Below are 20,163 nucleotides of genomic sequence, written 5' to 3' on the forward strand. Positions count from 1 at the left end.
GCCGGTGCGTGACGAATGGATGTGGGCGACGCTGGAAGGGCTCCTTGAGCTCGACCAGATTGCCGCATTGCGCACCGACCGGCCCGAGAGCCTGTGGGATGACGTCGTCCGGCGCGGCTGGCTGACCGACGACGCCATCGTGAAGGCGATCGCCGAGCGCTTCCGCCTCCGCGTGGGCGAAGTGACCACTGTCTCGCAGCAGGCTCGCGAGCTCGTGCCGGAGGCCTTGGCGCGCAAGTTCCGCATCCTGCCGCTGTCGATCTCCGACTCCGTGCTGGACATCGCGACCGCGGATCCGCTGGACCTCGACTGCGAGCGCACGCTGGCCTTTGCGCTGGGGCGCACGGTGCGGATGAGCATCGCGCCGCCGCGCAAGATCCTCGACCGCATCGAGGAGATCTACCGGCCCGAGAACGTCATCGAGAAGATCCTCGAGAAGGTCGAGGGCACGTATGACGTGGAGACGGTGGACGAGACCACCGACGAAGCCGACATCGACATCGCGTCATCGCGCGCCGGTGAGCGACCCGTCATCCAGCTGGTGGACCGCATCATCGCCGAAGGCATCCAGAGCCGCTGCTCGGACATCCACCTGGAGCCCGAGGAAGGCGGCATCACGGTGCGCTACCGCATCGACGGCGTGCTGCGCGAGGCGATGAAGCTGCCCAAGGCGGCCGGCATCCCGCTGGTGAGCCGCGTCAAGATTATGGCGCAGCTCGACATCGCCGACCGCCTGCGTCCGCAGGACGGCCGCGCCCGCGTCGCCATCAGCGGCAACCGCGTGGACCTCCGCGTGTCCACGCTGCCGGCCTCGCAGGGTGAGAAGGTCGTCATCCGCGTGCTCGACCAGCGCAGCACCATCCTCTCGCTGGACTCGCTGGGCCTGCTTCCCGACGAGCACACGCGGATTATGGAGCTGCTGCAGGCGCGCGAGGGCGTCGTGCTCGTCACCGGCCCCACGGGCTCGGGCAAGACGACCACGCTGTACTCGATGCTGCGCACCGTGCAGGGCCGCGGCGTCAACATCGTGACGGTTGAGGACCCGGTCGAGTACCGCCTGCAAGGCATCGTGCAGGTGCAGGTGAACGAGAAGGCGGGGCTGACGTTCCCCGCGGCGCTGCGCTCCATCCTCCGTCAGGACCCCGACGTCATCCTCGTCGGCGAGATCCGCGACAAGGAGACGGCCAACATCGCCGTGCAGGCCTCGCTCACCGGCCACTTGGTGCTCTCCACGCTGCACACCAACGATGCCGCGAGTTCCGTGACGCGCCTGGTGGACATCGGCATCGAGAGCTACAAGATCGCCGCCGCGCTCAAGGGCGTGGTGGCGCAGCGCCTGATGCGGCGTCTCTGCAACTCCTGCCGCGAGCTGGCGGTCGGCCAGGTGCCGGAGCGGATGCAGAAGTACTTCCCGGAGCAGGGCACGCTGTACCGAGCCGTCGGCTGCCCCGAATGCGCGATGACCGGCTACCGCGGGCGTCTGGCCATCGAGGAAGTCCTCCAGGTCACCGAGGAAGTCGAGCGGCGCATCGCCGGCAATGAGAGCGTGGACCGCATCAACGACGCCGCCCGTGAGGGTGGGATGCGCTCGCTCTGGGAATCGGGCGTCGCGCACGTGCGCAAGGGCGAGACGACGATCGAGGAGCTGCTGCGCGTGCTCGAGGCGCCGCAGGAAGGCGGCACCAAGAGCGGCAGCGCGCCGCGCGTCACCACCGAGGAAGTCACTCCCGTCGCGCCGCCCTCGCGGGCCTCCGCGCCGGCGGCGCCGGTGTTGGATGATGAGGAGCCCAGCTCCGCGCCCAGCGCCCGCGCGCGGCGCACCGGCACGCGCCACCAGCCGCCCGTCACCTTCAGCGCCGACTCGTTCGAACTCGTCGGGGACGCCGTCGCCAAGCGACCCGCCGCCAAGCGCGTGCTCCTCGTCGAGGACGAAGAGGCCCTGCGCCGCGTGATGAAGGACCTGCTCGAGCGCGAGGGATTCGTGGTCTACGAGGCCGGCGACGGCGTCATCGCGCTGGATGAGATCGACCGCCTCGCGCCTGACCTCGTGGTGCTCGACCTCAACTTGCCGCGCCTCGATGGCTACGGCGTGCTCAGCCACCTGCGCGCGCGGCCCGCCACCGCCAAGCTCCCCGTCATCGTCCTCACCGCCAAGGGCGACGAGGACAGCGAGGTCCGCGTCTTCGAGTACGGCGCCAGCGACTACCTCACCAAGCCCTTCCGCGCCCGCGCCCTCTCGGCGCGCATCCACTCGCTCATCGACCGCAAGCCGAAGGCGGGATGAGCGCCTCGCGCCCTGCCGCACGCCGCACGCGATGAGCACCGTCCCGATCGAAGTCCGCGTCGTCGACGTCCTCGCCTTCCGCCCCGTCGAGCGCGGCTGGCAGGTCCTCGCGCTGCGCCGCGGCGCCGGCACCCGCTGCCCCGGTTCCTGGGAGATGGTGCACGGCAAGGTGTTCGATGGTGAGGCTCTCCCCGATGCCGCGGCGCGCGAGCTCTTCGAGGAGACCGGGCTCAAGCCCGAGCGGCTCTTCAGCGTGACGATGCACCCGTTCTACCTCGTGCCCAGCGCCACCGTGCAGCTCGCCGCCGTCTTCGCGGCCGTCGTCGCCCCCGACGCCCCCGTCGTCCGCGGCGAGGAGCACGACAAGCACGCGTGGCTCACCGTCTCCCAGGCCCGCCGCCGCTACAGCTGGCCCCACGAACGCCGCCACCTCGATGATGCGTACACGCTTCTGCGGACGCCCGAGGTGCAGGATGTGCTGACGATCCCGCTGCGCTGAGTCGCTAGCAGAGAACTGCAACAAGCGGTTCACCACAGAGAACACAGAGTTCACAGAGAACTGCAAATGCTCTTTGGGGTCCGCACCGATATGACGGTGCGGACCCCCAAAAAATGCAGTTGCCCTTCTCTGTGTACTCTGTGCCCTCTGTGGTGAAAAGCAGTTACTCGTTCGCCCGATCCACCGCCAGCGACACGCGCTCCGTCGGCGCATTCGGCTTCACTCTCACCGACTTCGCCGGGATCCCCACGTTCACGTGGTACGGCCGCACGTCCTTCGTCGCCACCGCCACCGCGCCCACCATCCCGTTCTCCTTCACGTGCACGCCGGCCAGCACCGTCGCGTGATACGTGATCCGCACGTCGTCATCGAGGATCGTCAGCGCGTTCGTGACGTCCACCTGGTCCACGATGCTGTGCGTGTGCGAGTAGATGTTCGCGTAGTCGGAGATCGACACGCGGTTCCCCATCCGGATGCCGCCGCGGTCGTCCAGCAGCACGTGGCGATGCACCACGCAGTCGTCCCCGACTTCCATATTGTACCCGAACGAGAATTCCACGTGCTGGAAGCACTTGAAGTTCTTGCCCACCCGCTTGAAGATGTGCGGCGCCAGCGCGCGGCGGAGCTTCACGCCCAGCTGTACCGCCTGCCCGCCGATCGGCAGCCGGTCAAACGAGTACCACAGCCACAGCAGCGGCTTCGCCGGCTGGAAGCGCGCCTGGTCGCAGTCGCCGTAGTACTCGGGCTCCAGCGTCACGTGGCGCGGGTCCAGCGCCGAGAGCGCCAACTGCGTGCCCAGCGGCGTCTTGGCGTCCGCGAGCACCTCGTCGTAGCGGCCCACATACTGCGGGTAGGCCAGCTCCAGCAGCGTGTCGCGGCAGAGCAGCGCACGGTCCGTACCGGCATCCGCGAGCCGCTCGCTCAGCCGCGCGATCCACGCGTCCTCGAGCGACTCCGTCGCCCGCGCGGGCAGCTTCTGCAGGGGGATTCTCGGCATTTGGCGTTCACCTCAGGTGTGGAGCTGCCAGCGGAATCTAGTTAGCCCTCGGCGGCCTCGGGCGCTGCTTCCGCCGCGCTCACCAGCGAGGCCACCGCCGCCGCGAGCTCGTCGCGGCCCAGTCCCGTCACCGCGGAGAAGGGAATCACCTGCTCCGGGTCCAACGCCAACTGCCGCGCCAGCTCGGTCACCCGCGCCGCCACCTGTGCCTTCGAGAGCTTGTCCACCTTCGTTACGCAGACCAGCGTCGGCAGTTCCAGCTCCGCCAGCAGGTCCAGCATCTGCCGGTCGTCGTCGGTCGGGTCGCGGCGGATGTCCAGCAACTGCACGATGCCGCGCAGCTGCGGCGAGTGCCGCAGGAAGCCTTCGATCAGCGGCCGCCACTCGGCCTGACGCGTCTTGGAAATCTTGGCGTAACCGTAGCCGGGCAGGTCCACCAGCGTGAACAGGTCGTTGACGCCGAAGAAATGGATCTCGCGCGTGCGTCCCGGCGTCTTCGACACGCGGGCCAGCGCCTTGCGCCGCACCAGCGCGTTGATGAGCGACGACTTGCCCACGTTCGAGCGGCCGGAGAAGGCCACCTCGGGCAGCTTGGAGTCCGGCCGCCAGCCACCGGCGGCGGCCATCGGTCCCAGATAGTCGATCTTCTTGATCGGCAGCGGGTCGGGCGCGGCCGTCGCCGGCGCCCCGGGCGCGTCGCTCACGCCTCTTTCTTCTTCGGCTGCGCGCTGATCTCCAGCAACGGCCGCTGCTTCTGCGTCACCGTCGCCTCGGTCACCCGCACCTCGAGCACGTCGTCGCGCCCGGGCAGGTCGAACATCGTCTCCAGCAGCAGCTCCTCGAGGATCGCCCGCAGGCCGCGCGCGCCCGTACCGCGCTGGATTGCCTTCTTGGCCACGGCGCGCAGCGCCGCATCGTCGAAGTTCAGCTCCACGTCCTCGAGCTCGAAGAGTTTCTTATACTGCTTGGTCAGCGCGTTCTTCGGCTCCTTGAGGATCTGCACCAGCGCGTCCTCGTCCAGCCCCTCGAGCGGGACCGTGACCGGCAGGCGGCCCACCAGCTCGGGAATCAACCCGAAGCGCAGCAGGTCTTCCGGCTCGATCGCCCCGAAGATGTTCGTCTTGCTGCCGTCTTCCTTGGCCGCCGAGTCGTTGTTGAAGCCGATCGCCCGCTTGCCCAGGCGCGCCTCGATGATTTTCTCGAGGCCGTCAAAGGCGCCGCCGCAGATGAACAGGATGTCCTTGGTGTTGATCTGGATGTATTCCTGCTGCGGGTGCTTGCGGCCGCCCTGCGGCGGCACGCTGGCCACGGTGCCCTCGAGGATCTTCAGCAGCGCCTGCTGCACGCCCTCGCCGCTCACGTCGCGCGTGATGCTCGGGTTCTCGCTCTTGCGCGCGATCTTGTCGATCTCGTCGATGTACACGATGCCGCGCTCGCACTCGGCGACGTTGAAGTCGCCCGCCTGCAGCAGCCGCACGAGGATGTTCTCCACGTCCTCGCCCACGTAGCCGGCTTCGGTCAGCGTCGTCGCGTCGGCGATCGTGAACGGCACGTCGAGGATGCGCGCCAGCGTCTGCGCCAGCAACGTCTTGCCTACGCCGGTGGGGCCGAGGAGCAGGATGTTCGACTTATCGAGCTCGACATCGCCCTCGCGCTTGGCGCCGGAGTTGATGCGCTTGTAGTGGTTGTACACCGCCACCGCCAAGGCCTTCTTCGCGCCTTCCTGCCCGATCACGTACTGATCCAGCGTCGCCTTGATCTCCTGCGGCAGCGGGACGCTGGTGTGCGTCTCCGCAACCTCCCGCTCTTCATCCTCGGCCAGAATCTCGTTGCACAGTGCGATGCACTCGTTGCAGATGTACACGGACGGGCCGGAAATGAATTTCCGCACGGCGTCCTTGGACTTTCCGCAGAAGGAGCAACGCAGGTGACGATCTTGGCTCATTGACGGATGACGGATGACGGATGACGGATGACGGGAGGAGCGAATGTGGAGGCGGGAACCTCTCTCGACTTCCTTCGACAACCTATCGTAACGCTAGGGCAGGGACCGCCCCAAGAAAACAGCCGGAGGGCTCGTGAAAAAATTCACAAACCCGCCGGCTGTGGATAACTAATTACTTCGTCGCGGCCAGCGCGGACGCTGCCACCTCGGCCTCGGCGCGGCTCGTGATGACCTGGTCAATCAACCCGTAGCCAACCGCTTCCTCGGAGCTCATAAACCGGTCGCGATCCACGTCGCGCTCGATCTGCTCCAGCGGACGGCCCGTGTGCTTGGCCATCAACTCGTTCATCCGGCTGCGAAGGTACAGGATCTCCTTCGCCTGGATCTCGATGTCCGCCGCCGTGCCCGACGCGCCGCCCGACGGCTGGTGGATCATGATGCGCGAGTTCGGCAGCGCCGAGCGCTTGCCCTTCGCGCCCGCCGTCAGCAGGAAGGCACCCATCGACGCCGCCAGGCCCATACAGATCGTGTTCACCGGCGACTTCAGGAATTGCATTGTATCGTAGATCGCCAAGCCCGCGCTCACGCTGCCGCCCGGCGAGTTGATGTACAGGTGGATGTCGCGCCCCGGGTTGTCCGCCTCGAGGAACAGCAGTTGGGCGATGATCATATTCGCCACGTCATCGTTCACCGGCGTGCCGAGGAAGATGATGCGGTCCATCAGCAGGCGGCTGTACACGTCGTAGCTGCGCTCGCCGCGGCTGCTGCGCTCGATCACATACGGATTCGGGATGATCGCCATAGAAAAGCTCCTTACGCCTGCTCGATGGTGTTCCGCTCGAGGAGCCACGCGAACACGCGCTCCTCGGTGATGCCCCGCTCAAGCTCGCGGAGGCGCCCCGCCTTCTGCAAGGAGGCGTACATCTTTCCCGCGTCCTCGCCCCGCTTGGCCGCCAGCTCCGCCACCTTGGCGTCCACGTCCGCTTCGGTCGCCGCCAGCGCGTGCTTCTCCGCCAGCGTGTCGATGATCAGGTCGCGGCGCACCTGGCGCTCCGCCATCCCCTTGATCTCGTCGCCGAACTTGAGGATCTCGCCCTCCGGGATCCGGTACGCCTCGGCGTAGGCCTTCACCATCTGCTTCACCCAGCTCGGCGGCAGGTCGAACGGATTTGCCGTGACGAGCTCGTCGAGCAGTTGTGTGCGGCTCGCGGCATCGGCCTCGCGCTTGAGGTTCTCGCCCACGTCCGTGCGGATCGTCTCCTTCAGCGCGTCGAGCGAGGCGAAGTCGCCCATCTCGGCGGCGAAGGCGTCGTCCAGCGGCGGCAGCGACTTGCGCTTCACCTCGGCCAGCGTGGCGCGCACCGGCTTGGTCTTGCCGCGCTGCGCCTCGTCCGGGAAGTCCTCCGGCCACTTGACCGGCTGCTCCACCGACTCGCCCGGCGTCAGGCCCAGCACCAGCTCCTCGATGCCTGCGATTGCCTGGCCGGCGCCGAGCACGATGCGGTACTCGCGGCCCTCGGGAATCGTGCCGTCCTCCTCGGCCGTGGCCAGCGTCACCGTCACGAGGTCGCCCTCGTTCGGCTTGCCTTCCACCGGCGTCCAGGTCGCACGCTGCTCCAGCAGGCGATCCAGTTGCTTCTGCACCATCGCGTCGGTCACCTGGTCGGTGGGGCGCATCACGCGGAAGCCCTCGACCTTCGTGAGCTCCACGGTCGGGCGGACTTCGCAATGCAGCTCGAAGGTCAACGACTCGTCCGATCCGAACTTGACGTCGTGCGCGTGCGGCTGCGTGGCGAGGTCCAGCTTCTCCTGCTCCAGCACCTGCTGGAAGGCCTCGCGCAGGAGCGCGTCCACCGCCTCTTGGTCGATGGCCTCGGCGTACTGCTTGCGCACCATCGCCGCCGGCGCCTTGCCGGGGCGGAAGCCGGGAATGCGGACCTGCTTGGCGACGCGGTTGGCGGCGGTCTTGCGGGCCTCGGCCACGCGGGTCGCGGGGACGGCCACCTGGAGGCGGCGCTCGGCGCCCTCGGCCTTGGTGGCGGTAATCTGAATTTCCATTGGGTCAGGCTCGGGAGGTGCTGTGGAGGGTCTGTGCAGAGCAATCCGCCCCGCCCGGGCGAGGTTCGCCGGAGCGGGGCGGGTGCTTCCTGCGCCCTGAAAACTAAGCGGTGGCGGGGGTGGCTCCAAGGGCGAGCCGGGAGCGCCTCCGGGCTCTCAAGACGAGCCACAGTGGGGCCCCCATCGCCAGCACCCCGAGGATCACCGCCCACCAGTAGCCGTGCCGCGCCACCGTCGCGAGCGGCATAATGCCGTTGGTGGCGTACAGGACCAGCGGGAAGGCGAAGGCCGCGGTCGTCTCGCACCACTTGCTCGGCGGCACCACCCACAGCATCGCGCGGCTCAGCAGCACGCCCGTGACCCACCAACCGATCCAGTTGCTCAGCGGCATCCCGTAGAACAGGGGCCCACCCAGCCAGACCGGCACCCACTCGGGGAACCTGTGCAGGTCCCAGGCCCAGTGCACCGGCGCGACGTTGGTCATCTGGACCTCCATCGGCACGTCCCAAGCCGTGAGGAACAACCCGGCCACCAGCGCCCACTTCCACTTGGTCGCGCTGCTGTCGTCCGCCGCCATCAGCCGCCCGCAGAAGGCCAGGCAGCAGTAGAGCATATAGTACCAGGAGATCGGAATCGGGTACGGCACGTCGCCGAGCACCTTATACCCGAGCATCGATGTGTAGTGATAGTGCCCGAACGGCAGGCCGACGTTGGTGCCGCCGAGCTCCGAGAGCAGGGCCACGCCGCTGGCCAGCACGAACAGCGTGATCGCCTTGCCCCAACCGAAGCGCGGCGCCGAGTGCACCACGGCCGCCAGCCCGCCGAGCAGGATGTACGCCTGGCCGGAGTACTTCCAGCCCAGTTCGTAGACCTTGCCCGTGTAGGGGCCCTGCAGCCACACCGGGAACTCGCCCGCGAGTATCGTCACCATCGCCGCCGTGGCGAAGGTGATCAACGCGAGGTGGCCCCAGAGCAGCGCCTGCGCCGCTTTGTCGAGGGGGTAGGGTGCCGTCCGCATCGTCACCTGGTTCCTCCGCTCAGCACCATCTCCTCTGGTCGCGAGAGTTGCCTTGCGCCCCACTCGATCACTGGTCCGTTGGCATCGCGGGGCGGCACTTCCACCCCCGAACGCCACACGCTCCAAAGGAGTCCGGCGCGCTGCCAGTTCCCGACGCGGGCGCGGACGCTGAACGAGTCATAGTTGTTGCGCTCGATCGCCCCGAGGATGGCGGCGTACCCGTCGGCGCAGGCCCGGGCGCAGCGCTGGGCATCCGGCTCCAGCAGCGCGATGCCCGGCGAGGCCGCGCGGTACAGCGCCCGCGCGCGGGCCACTTCGTGGCGCATCAGCTGGGCCCAGCGCGGGTCGTCCTTGAGCGTCGGGTCCTGCAGCACGCGCTCGGCGGTCAGCCCGAATGCCGCGAGCACTTCATCCGGCAGGTAGCAGCGCCCGATGCCCGCGTCTTCGCCCACGTCGCGCAGGATGTTCGTCACCTGCATCGCCACGCCCAGCGTGCGCGCGTACTTCAGCGCCCGGGTGCGGACCGCCTCGTCGCCCGATACGCCAAAGATGTACGTGCACATCGCGCCCACCGACGCGGCCACGCCCTCGCAGTACTGCGAGAGCTCCGCCCAGGTCGCGTAACGCTGCGGCTGCACGTCGCGGGCCACGCCGTTCAGCAGTTCCTCCAGCACGTCCGCCGGCACGCCGTACTCGCTCACGCAGCGCCACAGCTCGCGGAACACCGGACCCTCGGGCCGCCCGTCGATCGCCTCGGCCACGCCGGCGCGATACGCATCGAGCTCGGCCTGGAGCAGGGCCGGGGCCTTGCCGCGGTTGCGGTCGACGATGTCATCCGCGAGCCGGCAGAACGCGTACACCGCGAAGGCCCCGCGGCGCTTGCGCGGCGGCAGGAAGCCGCTGGCCAGCGCGAAGGTCCGCGCGTGCGTGCGCGTGATCGCCTCGCAGTGCTGGGCGTCCGAGCGCGCCAGCGTCGAGTCGTCTTCCTTGAGGAAGCCCGGGAGCACCATCAGCGCGCGCCCTCGCTGGCCGCGGCCGCGACACGGGCCTCGCGCTGCGGCGCCGGCGCGTCACTCACGCGCCGTGCGCGTACACGGGACGCGTCCTGCGCCTCGCCGATCAAGTCCGCCACGATCTTGCCGCTGGAGATCACGCCCGGCAGTCCCGCGCCCGGATGCGTCCCCGCACCTGCGAAGTACAGGTTCGGGATGTCCTCGCTCTTGTTGTGCGGCCGGAAGTACGCCGACTGGAACAACGTCGGCTGCACCGAGAAGGCGCTGCCGAGGTGGCTGGAGAGCGTATCGCGGAAGTGGATCGGATCGATCCGCGTCTCGGTGACGATGTGCTTGGAGAGCCCCGGGAGGTAGCGATCCTCGAGGTACTGCATAATCGAGTCGCGGTAGGCTTGCCCCTGCCGGGCCCAGTCGGTCGGCCCGCCAAGATGCGGCACCGGCGAGAGCACGTACCAGGCATCGCAGCCGGTCGGCGCCAGCGAGGGATCGGTGGCCGTCGGGCGGTGCAGGTACAGCGAGAAGTCCGGCGAGAGCTGCTTGGTCTTGAAAATGTCGTCCAGCAGGCCGCGGTAGCGCGGGCCCATCAGGATCTCGTGGTGCGCGATGTCGTCGTACTGCTTGTCGGTGCCGAAGTACACCACGAACAGCGACATCGAATAGTCGAGGCCGTCCACGCGCGCGTCGGTCCACTTCTTCCGGTACTTCGGCGCGATCAGCCGCTTGTAGGTGAAGGCCACGTCGCCGTTGCTCACCACCGCGTCGGCGGCGATGGTCTCGCCGTTGGCCAAACGCACGCCGTTCGTCTTGCCCCTGCGTTCGTCGATGCTGATTTCGCCCACCGCGGTCGAGAGCCGCAGCGTGCCGCCGATGTCTTGGAAGAGCTTCACGAAGGCTTGCACCAGCGCGCCCGTGCCGCCCATCGCGAACCACACGCCCCACTTCTGCTCGAGGTGGTGGATCAGCGCATAGATGCTCGTCGTCTGGAACGGGTTCCCGCCCACGAGCAGCGGGTGGAAGGAAAACACCTGGCGCAGGCGATCGTCCTTGAGGTGCTTGTTGGCGAGGTCCGCCACCGAGCGGTCCGCGCGCAGCTTGATCAGGTCCGGCAGCACCTTGGCCATCGAGCCCAGCGTGCCGAAGGGCTTGTCGATCAGCGCCATCCCCGAATCGAACACCGCCTCGCTGGCCTTCACGAAGTCGAGGTAGCCGCGCTCGTCACCCGCATTGAACTCGCGGATTTGCCGCAGCAGCGCCTCGCGGTCCGAGTTGTAGGTGAAGACCGAGCCATCCTCGAAGCGAATCCGATAGAACGGATCGATCGGGACGATCTGGACATAGTCCGAGGTCCTGCGGCCGGCGAGCGCGAAGAGGTCGTCGATCAGCCACGGCGCCGTGATGATCGTCGGGCCGCCGTCGAAGGTGAACCCGTCCTGGCGATACACGTAGGCCCGGCCGCCCGCCTGGTCGCGTTGCTCCACGACCGTGACCTCGTGCCCCTGGGCCTGCAGGCGGATGGCCGCAGCCAATCCGCCGAATCCGCTCCCGATGACGACAATGCGCATACGTCCCCTAACGCCGGAGTGCCTCCAACGGTTCGCGCCCGGGGGGAGTGCGAAAGGTGGGACTCGAACCCACACGCCTTGCGGCACGGGATCCTAAGTCCCGCGCGTCTACCAATTCCGCCACTCTCGCGTACGGGAGGAAGCTAGTTCGCTGCTGGGTTACGCGACAGAGCGGGGACGGATGACGGAGGACGGAGGACGGAGGACGGAGCACCTATGGAGAATGCGACGGGGGCGAGCCGATCCCTCAGCCCGCCCCCGTGCAGCATCCGTCATCCGTCATCCGTCCTCTAGTTCACCCGCACATTCACCACCACCGTCCCCCCTCCTTGCCCCTCCACCCCGCGGAACACCAGCAGCGACAGGACCTCGCCCGGCTTCACCCGGTCCAGCGCGCGCTGCAGGTCGTCCAGCGACTGCACGCGCTGCTTCGGTTGCGGGAACAGCACTTCGGTGATCACGTCGTTGGGGCCGAGGCGGTTCTGCGAGGGGCTGCCGGGCTCGACCGTGACCACGCGCAGGCCGCGGTACTGCTCGGGAAGACGGCGGGCCGTCACGAACTCGGCCGGCACCGGCTCCACGCTGATGCCCAGCCGTGAGGTCGTCGGGGGCGCGGCCGGCTCATCGGCCCGCGCGATGGTGCGCGTCTCTGACGGCGCCGCGGCCAGCCGCACGCGGAAGCTGCGGCGCGTGCCGTAACGCATCGCCTCCAGCTCCACCGTGTCGCCCGGCTTCTTGGCGCGCACGGCGCGCTGCAGGGCGCTCACGCGGTCCACGCTGCGACCGTCGATCTTGGTGATGATGTCGCCTGGCTCAATGCCGGCACGGCGCGCCGGCGAATCTTCGCCGGAGTAGCCGCTCACGCGCACGCCGGCGATGGCCCGGAGGCCCGCCACCTGCGCGTCTTCCGGTGTCACCTCGTTGATGCCAACGCCCAGCACTGCGCGTCGCACCTCGCCGTGTGCGATCAGGTCGTCCATCACCTGCTTGGCCAACGTGATCGGGATCGCGAAGCCGTAGCCCGCGTAGAAGCCCGTGCGCGAGGCGATCGCCGTGTTCACGCCGATGACTTCGCCCTTCGAGTTCACCAGCGGACCACCCGAGTTACCGGGATTGATGGCCGCGTCCGTCTGGATGAAGTCGCTGATGGCGTAGGTGTCTTGGTTGAGCCCGGTCAGGCCGCGCCCCTTGGCGCTCACGATGCCGGCCGTCACGGTGAAATCCAGCCCCAGCGGGTTGCCGATGGCCAGCACCCACTCGCCCACGCGCAGCGACTCGTCGTCGCCGAAGGTGAGCGGCGTGAAGTTGCGACCCTCGATCTTCAGCACCGCCACGTCCGTCGATGGGTCGCGGCCTACGATGCGCGCCTCGAACACCCGGCGGTCCTGCATCGAGACCTTCACGCGGTCGGCACCCTCGATCACGTGGTTGTTCGTGAGGATGTAGCCGTCGCGGCTGACGATGAAGCCCGAGCCGCTCGACTCCTGCGGCTGCTGCTGCTGCGGAGGCTGCCCGAACAGTTCCTCGAAGCCCGGCGGCAGTTGCTGGCTCGGGCGCCGGCGCTGGTTGGCGCGCACATCCCGCTCGGCCTGGATCGACACCACCGCCGGCGTGATGTACTCGGCGATGCTCACGAAAGCGTTCGACGCATCCGCGATGGTCCGCACCTCGTCGGTGCGCGGACGCGGCGCCGACGCCGTGCCCCCTCCGCCCTGCGCGAACACGCGCGGGGTCCAGTCCATCGAAGAAGCGAAGATGACGCCGCCAACGAAGGCGATCGTCGCGGCAACGATCAGCTTGGAACGCGACATACGAATGGTCATCCGTTGAAGGTAAGCAAAAGGGCCGCTGGTGGCGGCCCTTTCCCTCGGGCTTTCGCCCCACACCGTGTTTGTACCACGGAGCGGGGCGAGGGTTTCCGGGCCGCCCGTTCGGTCAGTCCTTCTTCTCGTCCACGATCTCGAAGTCCGCCTCGACCACGTCGTCCTTGGCGGCATCGGCCGGCGCAGCGTCCGCCGGGGCGGTACCGTCCGTCGGCTGCGCGGCGCCAGCGGCGTACACCGCCTGACCCGCCGCCTGGAACGCGGCCGTCAGCTCCTCCAGCGCCGCCTTCACTTCGGCCATATCCTCGCCGCGGTGCGCCTTGCGCGCACGCTCCACCGCTGCGTCCAGCCGCGACTTGGCCTCGGCCGGCACCTTGTCGGCCCACTCCGCCGATTCCTTCTCCACCTGATAGGCCAGCGTGTCCAGGCGGTTGCGCGTGTCGATCTCCTCGCGCTTCCGCTTGTCCTCGGCCGAGTTCTTCTCGGCGTCCTTCACCATCCGGTCGATCTCGGCGTCCGACAGGCCGCTCGAGGCCTCGATGCGGATCTTCTGCTCCTTGCCCGTGGCCTTGTCGCGCGCCGTCACGTGCAGGATGCCGTTGGCATCGATGTCGAAGGTGACTTCCACCTGCGGCATCCCGCGCGGGGCCGGCGGGATGCCCGTGAGCTGAAACTTGCCGATCGTCTTGTTGTGCAGCGCCAGCTCGCGCTCGCCCTGCAGCACGTGGATCTCCACCGTCGTCTGGTTGTCGTCGGCGGTCGAGAAGGTCTCCGACTTCTTCGTCGGGATGGTCGTGTTCCGCGGGATGAGTACCGTGGTCACGCCGCCCAGCGTCTCGATGCCCAGCGACAGCGGCGTCACGTCGAGCAGCAACACGTCCTTCTGCTCGCCGGTGAGCACCGCGCCCTGGATGGCCGCGCCCACGGCGACGACCTCGTCCGGGTTCACGCCCTTGTTGGGCTCCTTCTTGAAGAAGTCCTTCACCACTTCCTGGATCTTCGGGATGCGCGTCGAGCCGCCGACGAGGATGACCTCGTCGATCGCCCCGACGTCGTAGCCCGCGTCCTTGAGCGCCTTCTCCATCGGCGGGATCGTGCGGCGCACGAGGTCGTCCACCAACTGCTCGAACTTGGCGCGCGTGAGCTGGTAGTTGAGGTGCTTGGGGCCCGAGGCATCGGCGGTGATGAACGGCAGGTTGATGTCCGTGCTCATCGTGCCTGAGAGCTCGATCTTCGCCTTCTCCGCGGCTTCCTTCAGGCGCTGCAGCGCCATCGGGTCCTTGGACAGGTCGATGGCCTGGTCCTTCTTGAACTCGGCCACCAGCCAATCGATGACCTTCTGGTCGAAGTCGTCGCCGCCGAGGTGCGTATCGCCGTTGGTGGACTTCACCTCGAACTGCCGTGTGCCGTCCACCTCGTAGAGCTCGAGGATGGAGATGTCGTAGGTGCCGCCGCCCAAGTCGAACACGGCGACCTTCTCGTCGGTCTTCTTGTTCTTGTCGAGGCCGTAGGCCAGCGCGGCGGCCGTCGGCTCGTTCACGATGCGCAGCACCTCGAGGCCGGCGATCTTGCCGGCGTCCTTGGTGGCCTGGCGCTGGGCGTCGTTGAAGTACGCCGGCACCGTCACGACGGCCTTGGTCACGCCGTGGCCGAGGTAGTCCTCGGCGGTCTGCTTCATCTTCTGCAGGATCATCGCCGAGATCTCGGGCGGCGTGTACGTCTTGCCCTGGACTTCGACGGTGGCGAGGTCGTTCTGGCCGCGCACGACCTTGTACGGCACGCGGGCCGTCTCGGACTGCGTCTCGCTCATCTTGGCGCCCATAAAGCGCTTGATCGAGAAGACCGTGTTCTGCGGGTTGGTCACCGCCTGGCGCTTGGCGATCTGCCCCACGAGGCGCTCGCCGTCCTTGCTGAAACCGACCACCGACGGGGTCGTACGCCCACCCTCGGCGTTCGGGATGACGACGGGGTCGCCGCCCTCCATCACCGCCACCACCGAGTTGGTCGTGCCCAGGTCGATGCCAATCACCTTGTCTGCCATTTGGTCCTCGAGCAGGTATCTTGCGGAAAGTTGGTCCCCGGGACCCTTCGGTCGCGGGCAGAGTTACGTCGATAGTGACGGCAAGGCGCGGGCCACGGATTCACGCCATTTTGGCACCCCGGCAACCTCGTGTTGCTGGCCAGCGACAGGACCTCGGGAATGATTCCCCTCAGCGACGACAATCCGACGGTCCGGGTGCCGGTGATGACCATCCTGTTGCTGACCGCCATCGGCAGCGCCTGGGTGATTATCCAAGGTGCGGGGTTCCGCCTCGAGACCCTGGCGATGAGCGTCTGCAACCTGGGGATGGTGCCCGCCGAGCTGACCGGGGCCGCACCGCTGGGCACCAGCGTGCCGTTGACGCGCACGCTGCTCTGCGTGGTGGATGCGGAGCCGGTGAACTGGCTCAGTCCGTTGACCTCGATGTTCCTTCACGGGAGTTGGGCACACCTGCTCGGCAACGGCCTGTTCCTCTGGGTGTTCGGCAACAACGTCGAAGATGTTATGGGGCGGGGGCGCTTCCTGCTGTTCTATCTGCTTTGCGGTCTGGCGGCAGCGGCCGTGCACGTGTTCGTGCAGCCGGCGTCGGCGGTGCCGACCGTGGGCGCATCGGGCGCCATCTCGGGCGCGATGGGGGCGTATCTGGTGCTCTTTCCGCGGGTGCGCGTGCGGATGCTGTTCATCTTCGTGATCTTCTTCCGCATCATCCCGCTGCCGGCCTGGGGTGTGCTGCTGTGGTGGTTCGTGTTGCAGCTGCTCCTGGGCCTGCCCGACCTCGCCGCGCTGCCTGATTCGGGAGGCGGAGTGGCGGTCTGGGCGCACGTCGGAGGCTTCGCGGCCGGTGTGCTGCTGGTCCGCGTATTCCAGCGCGACGACCTGGTAGCCCAGAGGCGGGCTATGTTGTTGCGGCGCGGGCTCTTGGACGCGGTGTGAGGGGGTTGCTGTAACAGTCGTGTTACAGTGTCGATATAATGGTTTGCCGCTGTCCCTCGGCAGGGGGTAACTTTCGTGCGCGATGCCGCGCGATTTTCGCGCGGATTCGACCCTCCCACCACCGCCTCGGGCGGACCCCCTGTGAGATTCCTGCCGAAGGACGAAGGCTTCTTTGGTCTCTTCGATCAACTCGCCGCGCACCTGATGACGGCTGCTGCGCACCTCCGAGACCTCTTCCAACATCCCGAACGCCACGACGAGATCGTCGTGAAGGTCAAGGCCGAGGAACACGCCGCCGACCTGCTGACCTACGACATTATGCAGCGCATCGACCGGTCGTTCGTGACGCCGCTCGACCGCGAGGACATCCACCTCCTCGCCAACCGCCTCGACAACGTCGTCGACCTGATGGACGGCACGGCCCGTCGGGCCACGATGTTCCACATCACGACGCGCCGTCAGCCCGCGATCGATCTCGTGGACGTCCTCGTGGAATGCTCCGGCGTGCTGGCGAAGGGCGTGAAGGAGATCCGCAACCCGCAGGCGGTGCACAAGGTGGCGCGGCAGGTGAAGGAACTGGAGGAGAAGGCCGACGCGCTGTACGCCAAGGCCATCAGCGACCTCTTCGCCGGGCAGCCGGACGCGCTCGAGGTCATCAAGTGGAAGGAGATCTACGACAACCTCGAGCACGCCGTGGATGAGTGCGAGGACGTCGCGAACGTGCTCGAGAGCATCTCCCTCAAGAACTCCTGAGCGCGCCGTGGTCTGGTATATCCTCGCCATCGTCGGGGTGGCGTTCATCTTCGACTACATCAACGGCTTCCACGATTCCGCGAACTCCATCGCGACCATCGTGGGGACGCGGGTGCTCAGTCCCTTCACGGCGGTCGTCTGGGCGGCGACGTTCAACTTCCTCGCCCTCTTCCTCTTCGACACGGGGGTCGCCAAGACCATCGGCAAGGGGATGATCGACCTGGCCATCGTGAACCCCGACGTCATCCTCGCCGGATTGCTCGGGGCCATCACCTGGAACCTCATCACGTGGTGGTACGGCATCCCCTCGAGCTCCTCGCACGCACTGATCGGCGGCTACGCCGGCGCGGCGGTGACCAAGGCCGGCTTCGGGGCCATCATCGCCTCGGGCTGGACCAAGACGATCATCTTCATCGTCCTTTCGCCCCTCATCGGTATGCTGGCCGGCTTCAGCCTGATGGTCGGCACCACCTGGCTCTTCCGCAAGCAACGGCCGGCCCGTGTGGAGCCGCTGTTCCGCGGCCTGCAGATCACCAGCTCGGCGCTGTTCTCGCTCTCGCACGGCGCCAACGACGCGCAGAAGACGATGGGCATCATCGTCTCGCTGCTGGTGGCGGGCCAGATGTACTTCGTGGACGAGACCGGCTTCCTGCGACACTTCTACCTGCCGGGCGGCGACGAGATTCCGTTCTGGATCAAGCTCGGGGCGCACCTGGCCATCGCGCTCGGCACCTTGATGGGCGGCTGGCGCATCGTGCACACGCTGGGCTCGCGCGTCACCAAGCTGCGCCCGATGGGCGGCTTCTGCGCCGAGACCGGCGGCGCGACGGCCATCTTCATCGCGACCTTCCTTGGCATTCCAGTGTCGACGACGCACACCATCTCCGGCTCCATCGTCGGCGTCGGCGCGACGCACCGTCTCTCGGCGGTGCGCTGGGGCGTGGCGAGCCGGATGATCTGGGCCTGGATCATCACCATTCCGGCCTCGGCAGCAGTGGCCGCCATCGCGTACCTGATCGTCTCGGGCGTGCGGGGCTAGGGCGATGAATCCGCTGGCCTCCAAGAACCCCGCGTTCCTGAACCGCGAGCTGTCGTGGCTCGAGTTCAATGCGCGGGTGCTCCACGAGGCCGAGGACGAACGCACGCCGCTGCTCGAGCGCGTGAAGTTTCTCGCCATCTACGGCTCCAATCTCGACGAGTTCTATATGGTCCGCGTGGCGGGCCTGCGCCGGCAGCTTTCGGCCGGCGTGTTGCAGACCGCGGTGGACGGACTGAGCCCGGCCGAGCAGTTGGCGCTCATCGACGCGCGGGTGCTGGAGCTCAACGCGCGCGCGCGCACGCTGCTCAAGGACACGCTGCTGCCGGCCCTGCGCGGTATCGGCGTGCGCCTGCTCGCTGCCTCCGAGCTGGAGGCCGACGAACGCGAGACGGTGGCGGCGTTCTTCGACAACCAAGTCTTCCCGGTGCTCACACCGCTGGCGGTGGATCCGGGCCATCCGTTCCCGTACATCTCCAACCTCTCGCTCTCGCTCGCGGTGGAACTGCGCGACCCCGAGCAGGGCGACGTGCGCTTCGCGCGCGTGAAGGTGCCCAAGAGCCTGCCGCGCTGGGTGCCCACGGGACGTCCCAACAGCTACATCCCGCTCGAGGCGCTGATCGGCGACCGGCTCGACGCGCTGTTTCCCGGGATGGAGGTCCTCGGCCACTGGACCTTCCGGCTCACGCGGTACTCGGACCTCGAGATCTCGCACACCGAGGAGCCCGAGGACCTGCTGGCAAGCATCGAGGAGCAGCTGTTCCAGCGTCGCTTCGGCGAGGTCGTGCGCCTCGAGGTGGAGGAAGGCACGCCGGCGCACCTGCGCGCGCTGCTGCTCGACGAGCTGCGCGGCAGCGAGGCGCCGGAGATGGCGCCGCTGACCGAGCGCGAGCTGCACGCGCCCGGGCCGTTGCTCGACCTCTCGGACTTCCTGCCGCTGTCCGGCCTCGACTTTCCGGAGCACCGCGATCCGCCGCTGATCCCGGCCGTGCCGCCCGAGCTGCGCGACACCACCCGCTCGATCTTCGACGTGGTGCGCGAGCAGGAGATCCTCATCCACCATCCCTTCGACTCCTTCGGGGCCTCGGTGGAGACCTTCATCGAGAGCGCCGCGCGCGACGAACAGGTGCTGGCCATCAAGATGACGCTCTACCGCACCAGCGGCGACGGGGCCATCGTGCAGGCCCTCACCGAGGCGGCCCAGCGCGGCAAGCAGGTCGCCGTGCTGGTGGAGCTGCAGGCGCGCTTCGACGAGATCAACAACATCGCCTGGGCGCGCACGCTCGAGTCCTTCGGCGTGCACGTGGTCTACGGCCTGCCCGGCCTCAAGACACACACCAAGACGGCGCTGGTGGTGCGCAAGGAAGCCGACGGCATCCGGCGCTACGTGCACATCGGCACCGGCAACTACAACACGCGCACCGCCCGCATCTACACCGACCTCGGGCTCATCACCTGCGACGAAGCCATCGGCGCCGACATCACCGACCTGTTCAACTCGCTCACCGGTTATTCGCGCCAGCGCGAGTACCGCCGCTTGGTCGTGGCGCCGGTGAATATGCGCGAGCGGGTGCTCGGGCTCATCGCCCGCGAGGCGGCGCACGCCCGTGCGGGGCGGCCGGGTCGCATCATCGCCAAGATGAACGCCCTCGTGGACGCGCAGATCGTCGAGGCGCTCTACGACGCATCCGACGCCGGCGTCGAGATCGACCTCATCATCCGTGGCATCTGCTGCCTGCGGCCGGGCGTCGAGGGCCTGTCGGAGCGCATCCGCGTGATCAGCATCATCGGGCGCTTCCTGGAGCACTCGCGCATCTGGATGTTCGGCAACGACGGCGCGCCGGAGTACTACTTCGGCTCGGCCGACTGGATGCCGCGCAACCTCGACCGCCGCGTCGAGGTCGTCACGCCGGTGGAGAACCCGCTCTTCCAGCGACGCATCCAGTCCGTGCTCGATGTCTGCCTCAGCGACAATCGCCAGGCCTGGGATCTCAAGTCGGATGGCTCGTACGTGCAGCGCCAGCCCGAGCCCGGGCGCGGTGAGCGCGCGACGCACCGAATGCTGCTGCGCGACAGTTGGGGCGGTAGCCGCGAGAGCGGCGCGTTCACCTTCGACGTGAGCCCGCTGCAGCGCAGCAAGGAACCGGGGCGACCGCCGAGTTCGACGGCGGAGTTCCGGGCGTTCAGCGGCGGCTGAGCCG

The 20,163-nt window shown here is 67.9% G+C and carries 16 protein-coding genes and 1 tRNA gene; 6 read left to right on the plus strand and 11 right to left on the minus strand.

The window, feature by feature from the left end:
* The first annotated feature begins 4 nt into the window (after nucleotides 1-4).
* Entirely contained in the window at nucleotides 5-2,284 is a 2,280-nt protein-coding gene (locus tag KF689_03645; protein MBX3132472.1) for a type II/IV secretion system protein, read from the plus strand.
* Between the two features lie 31 nt (nucleotides 2,285-2,315).
* On the plus strand, nucleotides 2,316-2,783 hold the full coding sequence (locus KF689_03650) for an NUDIX domain-containing protein (protein MBX3132473.1): 468 nt from the start codon (nucleotides 2,316-2,318) through the stop codon (nucleotides 2,781-2,783).
* 163 nt (nucleotides 2,784-2,946) lie between these two features.
* Here KF689_03650 and KF689_03655 read toward each other — a convergent pair whose 3' ends face one another.
* From KF689_03655 to dnaK, 11 genes are all read right to left on the minus strand, one after another.
* Entirely contained in the window at nucleotides 2,947-3,780 is an 834-nt protein-coding gene (locus tag KF689_03655; GenBank protein ID MBX3132474.1) for an acyltransferase, read from the minus strand.
* A gap of 41 nt (nucleotides 3,781-3,821) precedes the next feature.
* Complete coding sequence (gene yihA / locus KF689_03660; protein MBX3132475.1) at nucleotides 3,822-4,484, minus strand: ribosome biogenesis GTP-binding protein YihA/YsxC; 663 nt, start codon at nucleotides 4,482-4,484, stop codon at nucleotides 3,822-3,824.
* Complete coding sequence (gene clpX / locus KF689_03665) at nucleotides 4,481-5,725, minus strand: ATP-dependent Clp protease ATP-binding subunit ClpX (protein MBX3132476.1); 1,245 nt, start codon at nucleotides 5,723-5,725, stop codon at nucleotides 4,481-4,483. The genes yihA and clpX overlap by 4 nt, the downstream gene beginning before the upstream one ends.
* A gap of 172 nt (nucleotides 5,726-5,897) precedes the next feature.
* Nucleotides 5,898-6,527, minus strand: coding sequence for an ATP-dependent Clp endopeptidase proteolytic subunit ClpP (gene clpP, locus KF689_03670; protein ID MBX3132477.1), 630 nt, complete (start codon nucleotides 6,525-6,527; stop codon nucleotides 5,898-5,900).
* 11 nt (nucleotides 6,528-6,538) lie between these two features.
* Complete coding sequence (gene tig, locus KF689_03675; protein ID MBX3132478.1) at nucleotides 6,539-7,783, minus strand: trigger factor; 1,245 nt, start codon at nucleotides 7,781-7,783, stop codon at nucleotides 6,539-6,541.
* 103 nt (nucleotides 7,784-7,886) lie between these two features.
* Nucleotides 7,887-8,807: a carotenoid biosynthesis protein gene (locus KF689_03680; GenBank protein MBX3132479.1), complete on the minus strand. Its 921-nt coding sequence runs from the start codon at nucleotides 8,805-8,807 to the stop codon at nucleotides 7,887-7,889.
* Nucleotides 8,804-9,811 (minus strand): phytoene/squalene synthase family protein, encoded by a 1,008-nt coding sequence (locus tag KF689_03685; GenBank protein MBX3132480.1) that lies wholly within the window; start codon nucleotides 9,809-9,811, stop codon nucleotides 8,804-8,806. Before KF689_03685 ends, KF689_03680 begins: the two co-directional genes overlap by 4 nt.
* Nucleotides 9,811-11,376, minus strand: a complete 1,566-nt coding sequence (locus KF689_03690) for a phytoene desaturase (protein MBX3132481.1) — start codon at nucleotides 11,374-11,376, stop codon at nucleotides 9,811-9,813. Before KF689_03690 ends, KF689_03685 begins: the two co-directional genes overlap by 1 nt.
* Before the next feature lie 48 nt (nucleotides 11,377-11,424).
* Nucleotides 11,425-11,506: transfer RNA gene (locus KF689_03695), tRNA-Leu, on the minus strand.
* A gap of 160 nt (nucleotides 11,507-11,666) precedes the next feature.
* On the minus strand, nucleotides 11,667-13,199 hold the full coding sequence (locus tag KF689_03700) for a Do family serine endopeptidase (protein MBX3132482.1): 1,533 nt from the start codon (nucleotides 13,197-13,199) through the stop codon (nucleotides 11,667-11,669).
* A gap of 112 nt (nucleotides 13,200-13,311) precedes the next feature.
* The gene (gene dnaK / locus KF689_03705; GenBank protein MBX3132483.1) at nucleotides 13,312-15,240 is read right to left on the minus strand and encodes a molecular chaperone DnaK; all 1,929 of its coding nucleotides are present in this window, start codon (nucleotides 15,238-15,240) and stop codon (nucleotides 13,312-13,314) included.
* 159 nt (nucleotides 15,241-15,399) lie between these two features.
* Here dnaK and KF689_03710 point away from each other — a divergent pair, with 159 nt between their 5' ends.
* The 4 genes from KF689_03710 to ppk1 all read left to right on the plus strand — a co-directional run bounded on the left by KF689_03710 (nucleotide 15,400) and on the right by ppk1 (nucleotide 20,159).
* Nucleotides 15,400-16,173, plus strand: coding sequence for a rhomboid family intramembrane serine protease (locus KF689_03710; GenBank protein ID MBX3132484.1), 774 nt, complete (start codon nucleotides 15,400-15,402; stop codon nucleotides 16,171-16,173).
* A 141-nt stretch (nucleotides 16,174-16,314) separates the two neighbouring features.
* On the plus strand, nucleotides 16,315-16,926 hold the full coding sequence (locus tag KF689_03715; GenBank protein ID MBX3132485.1) for a DUF47 domain-containing protein: 612 nt from the start codon (nucleotides 16,315-16,317) through the stop codon (nucleotides 16,924-16,926).
* A 7-nt stretch (nucleotides 16,927-16,933) separates the two neighbouring features.
* Nucleotides 16,934-17,965, plus strand: a complete 1,032-nt coding sequence (locus tag KF689_03720) for an inorganic phosphate transporter (protein MBX3132486.1) — start codon at nucleotides 16,934-16,936, stop codon at nucleotides 17,963-17,965.
* A gap of 4 nt (nucleotides 17,966-17,969) precedes the next feature.
* Nucleotides 17,970-20,159 carry a polyphosphate kinase 1 gene (ppk1, locus tag KF689_03725; protein ID MBX3132487.1) on the plus strand — a complete coding sequence of 730 codons (2,190 nt, stop codon included), beginning with the start codon at nucleotides 17,970-17,972 and terminating at the stop codon, nucleotides 20,157-20,159.
* The last annotated feature ends 4 nt before the right edge of the window (nucleotides 20,160-20,163 follow it).

It is taken from the genome of Gemmatimonadaceae bacterium (assembly GCA_019637355.1).
GTDB lineage: Bacteria > Gemmatimonadota > Gemmatimonadetes > Gemmatimonadales > Gemmatimonadaceae > Pseudogemmatithrix.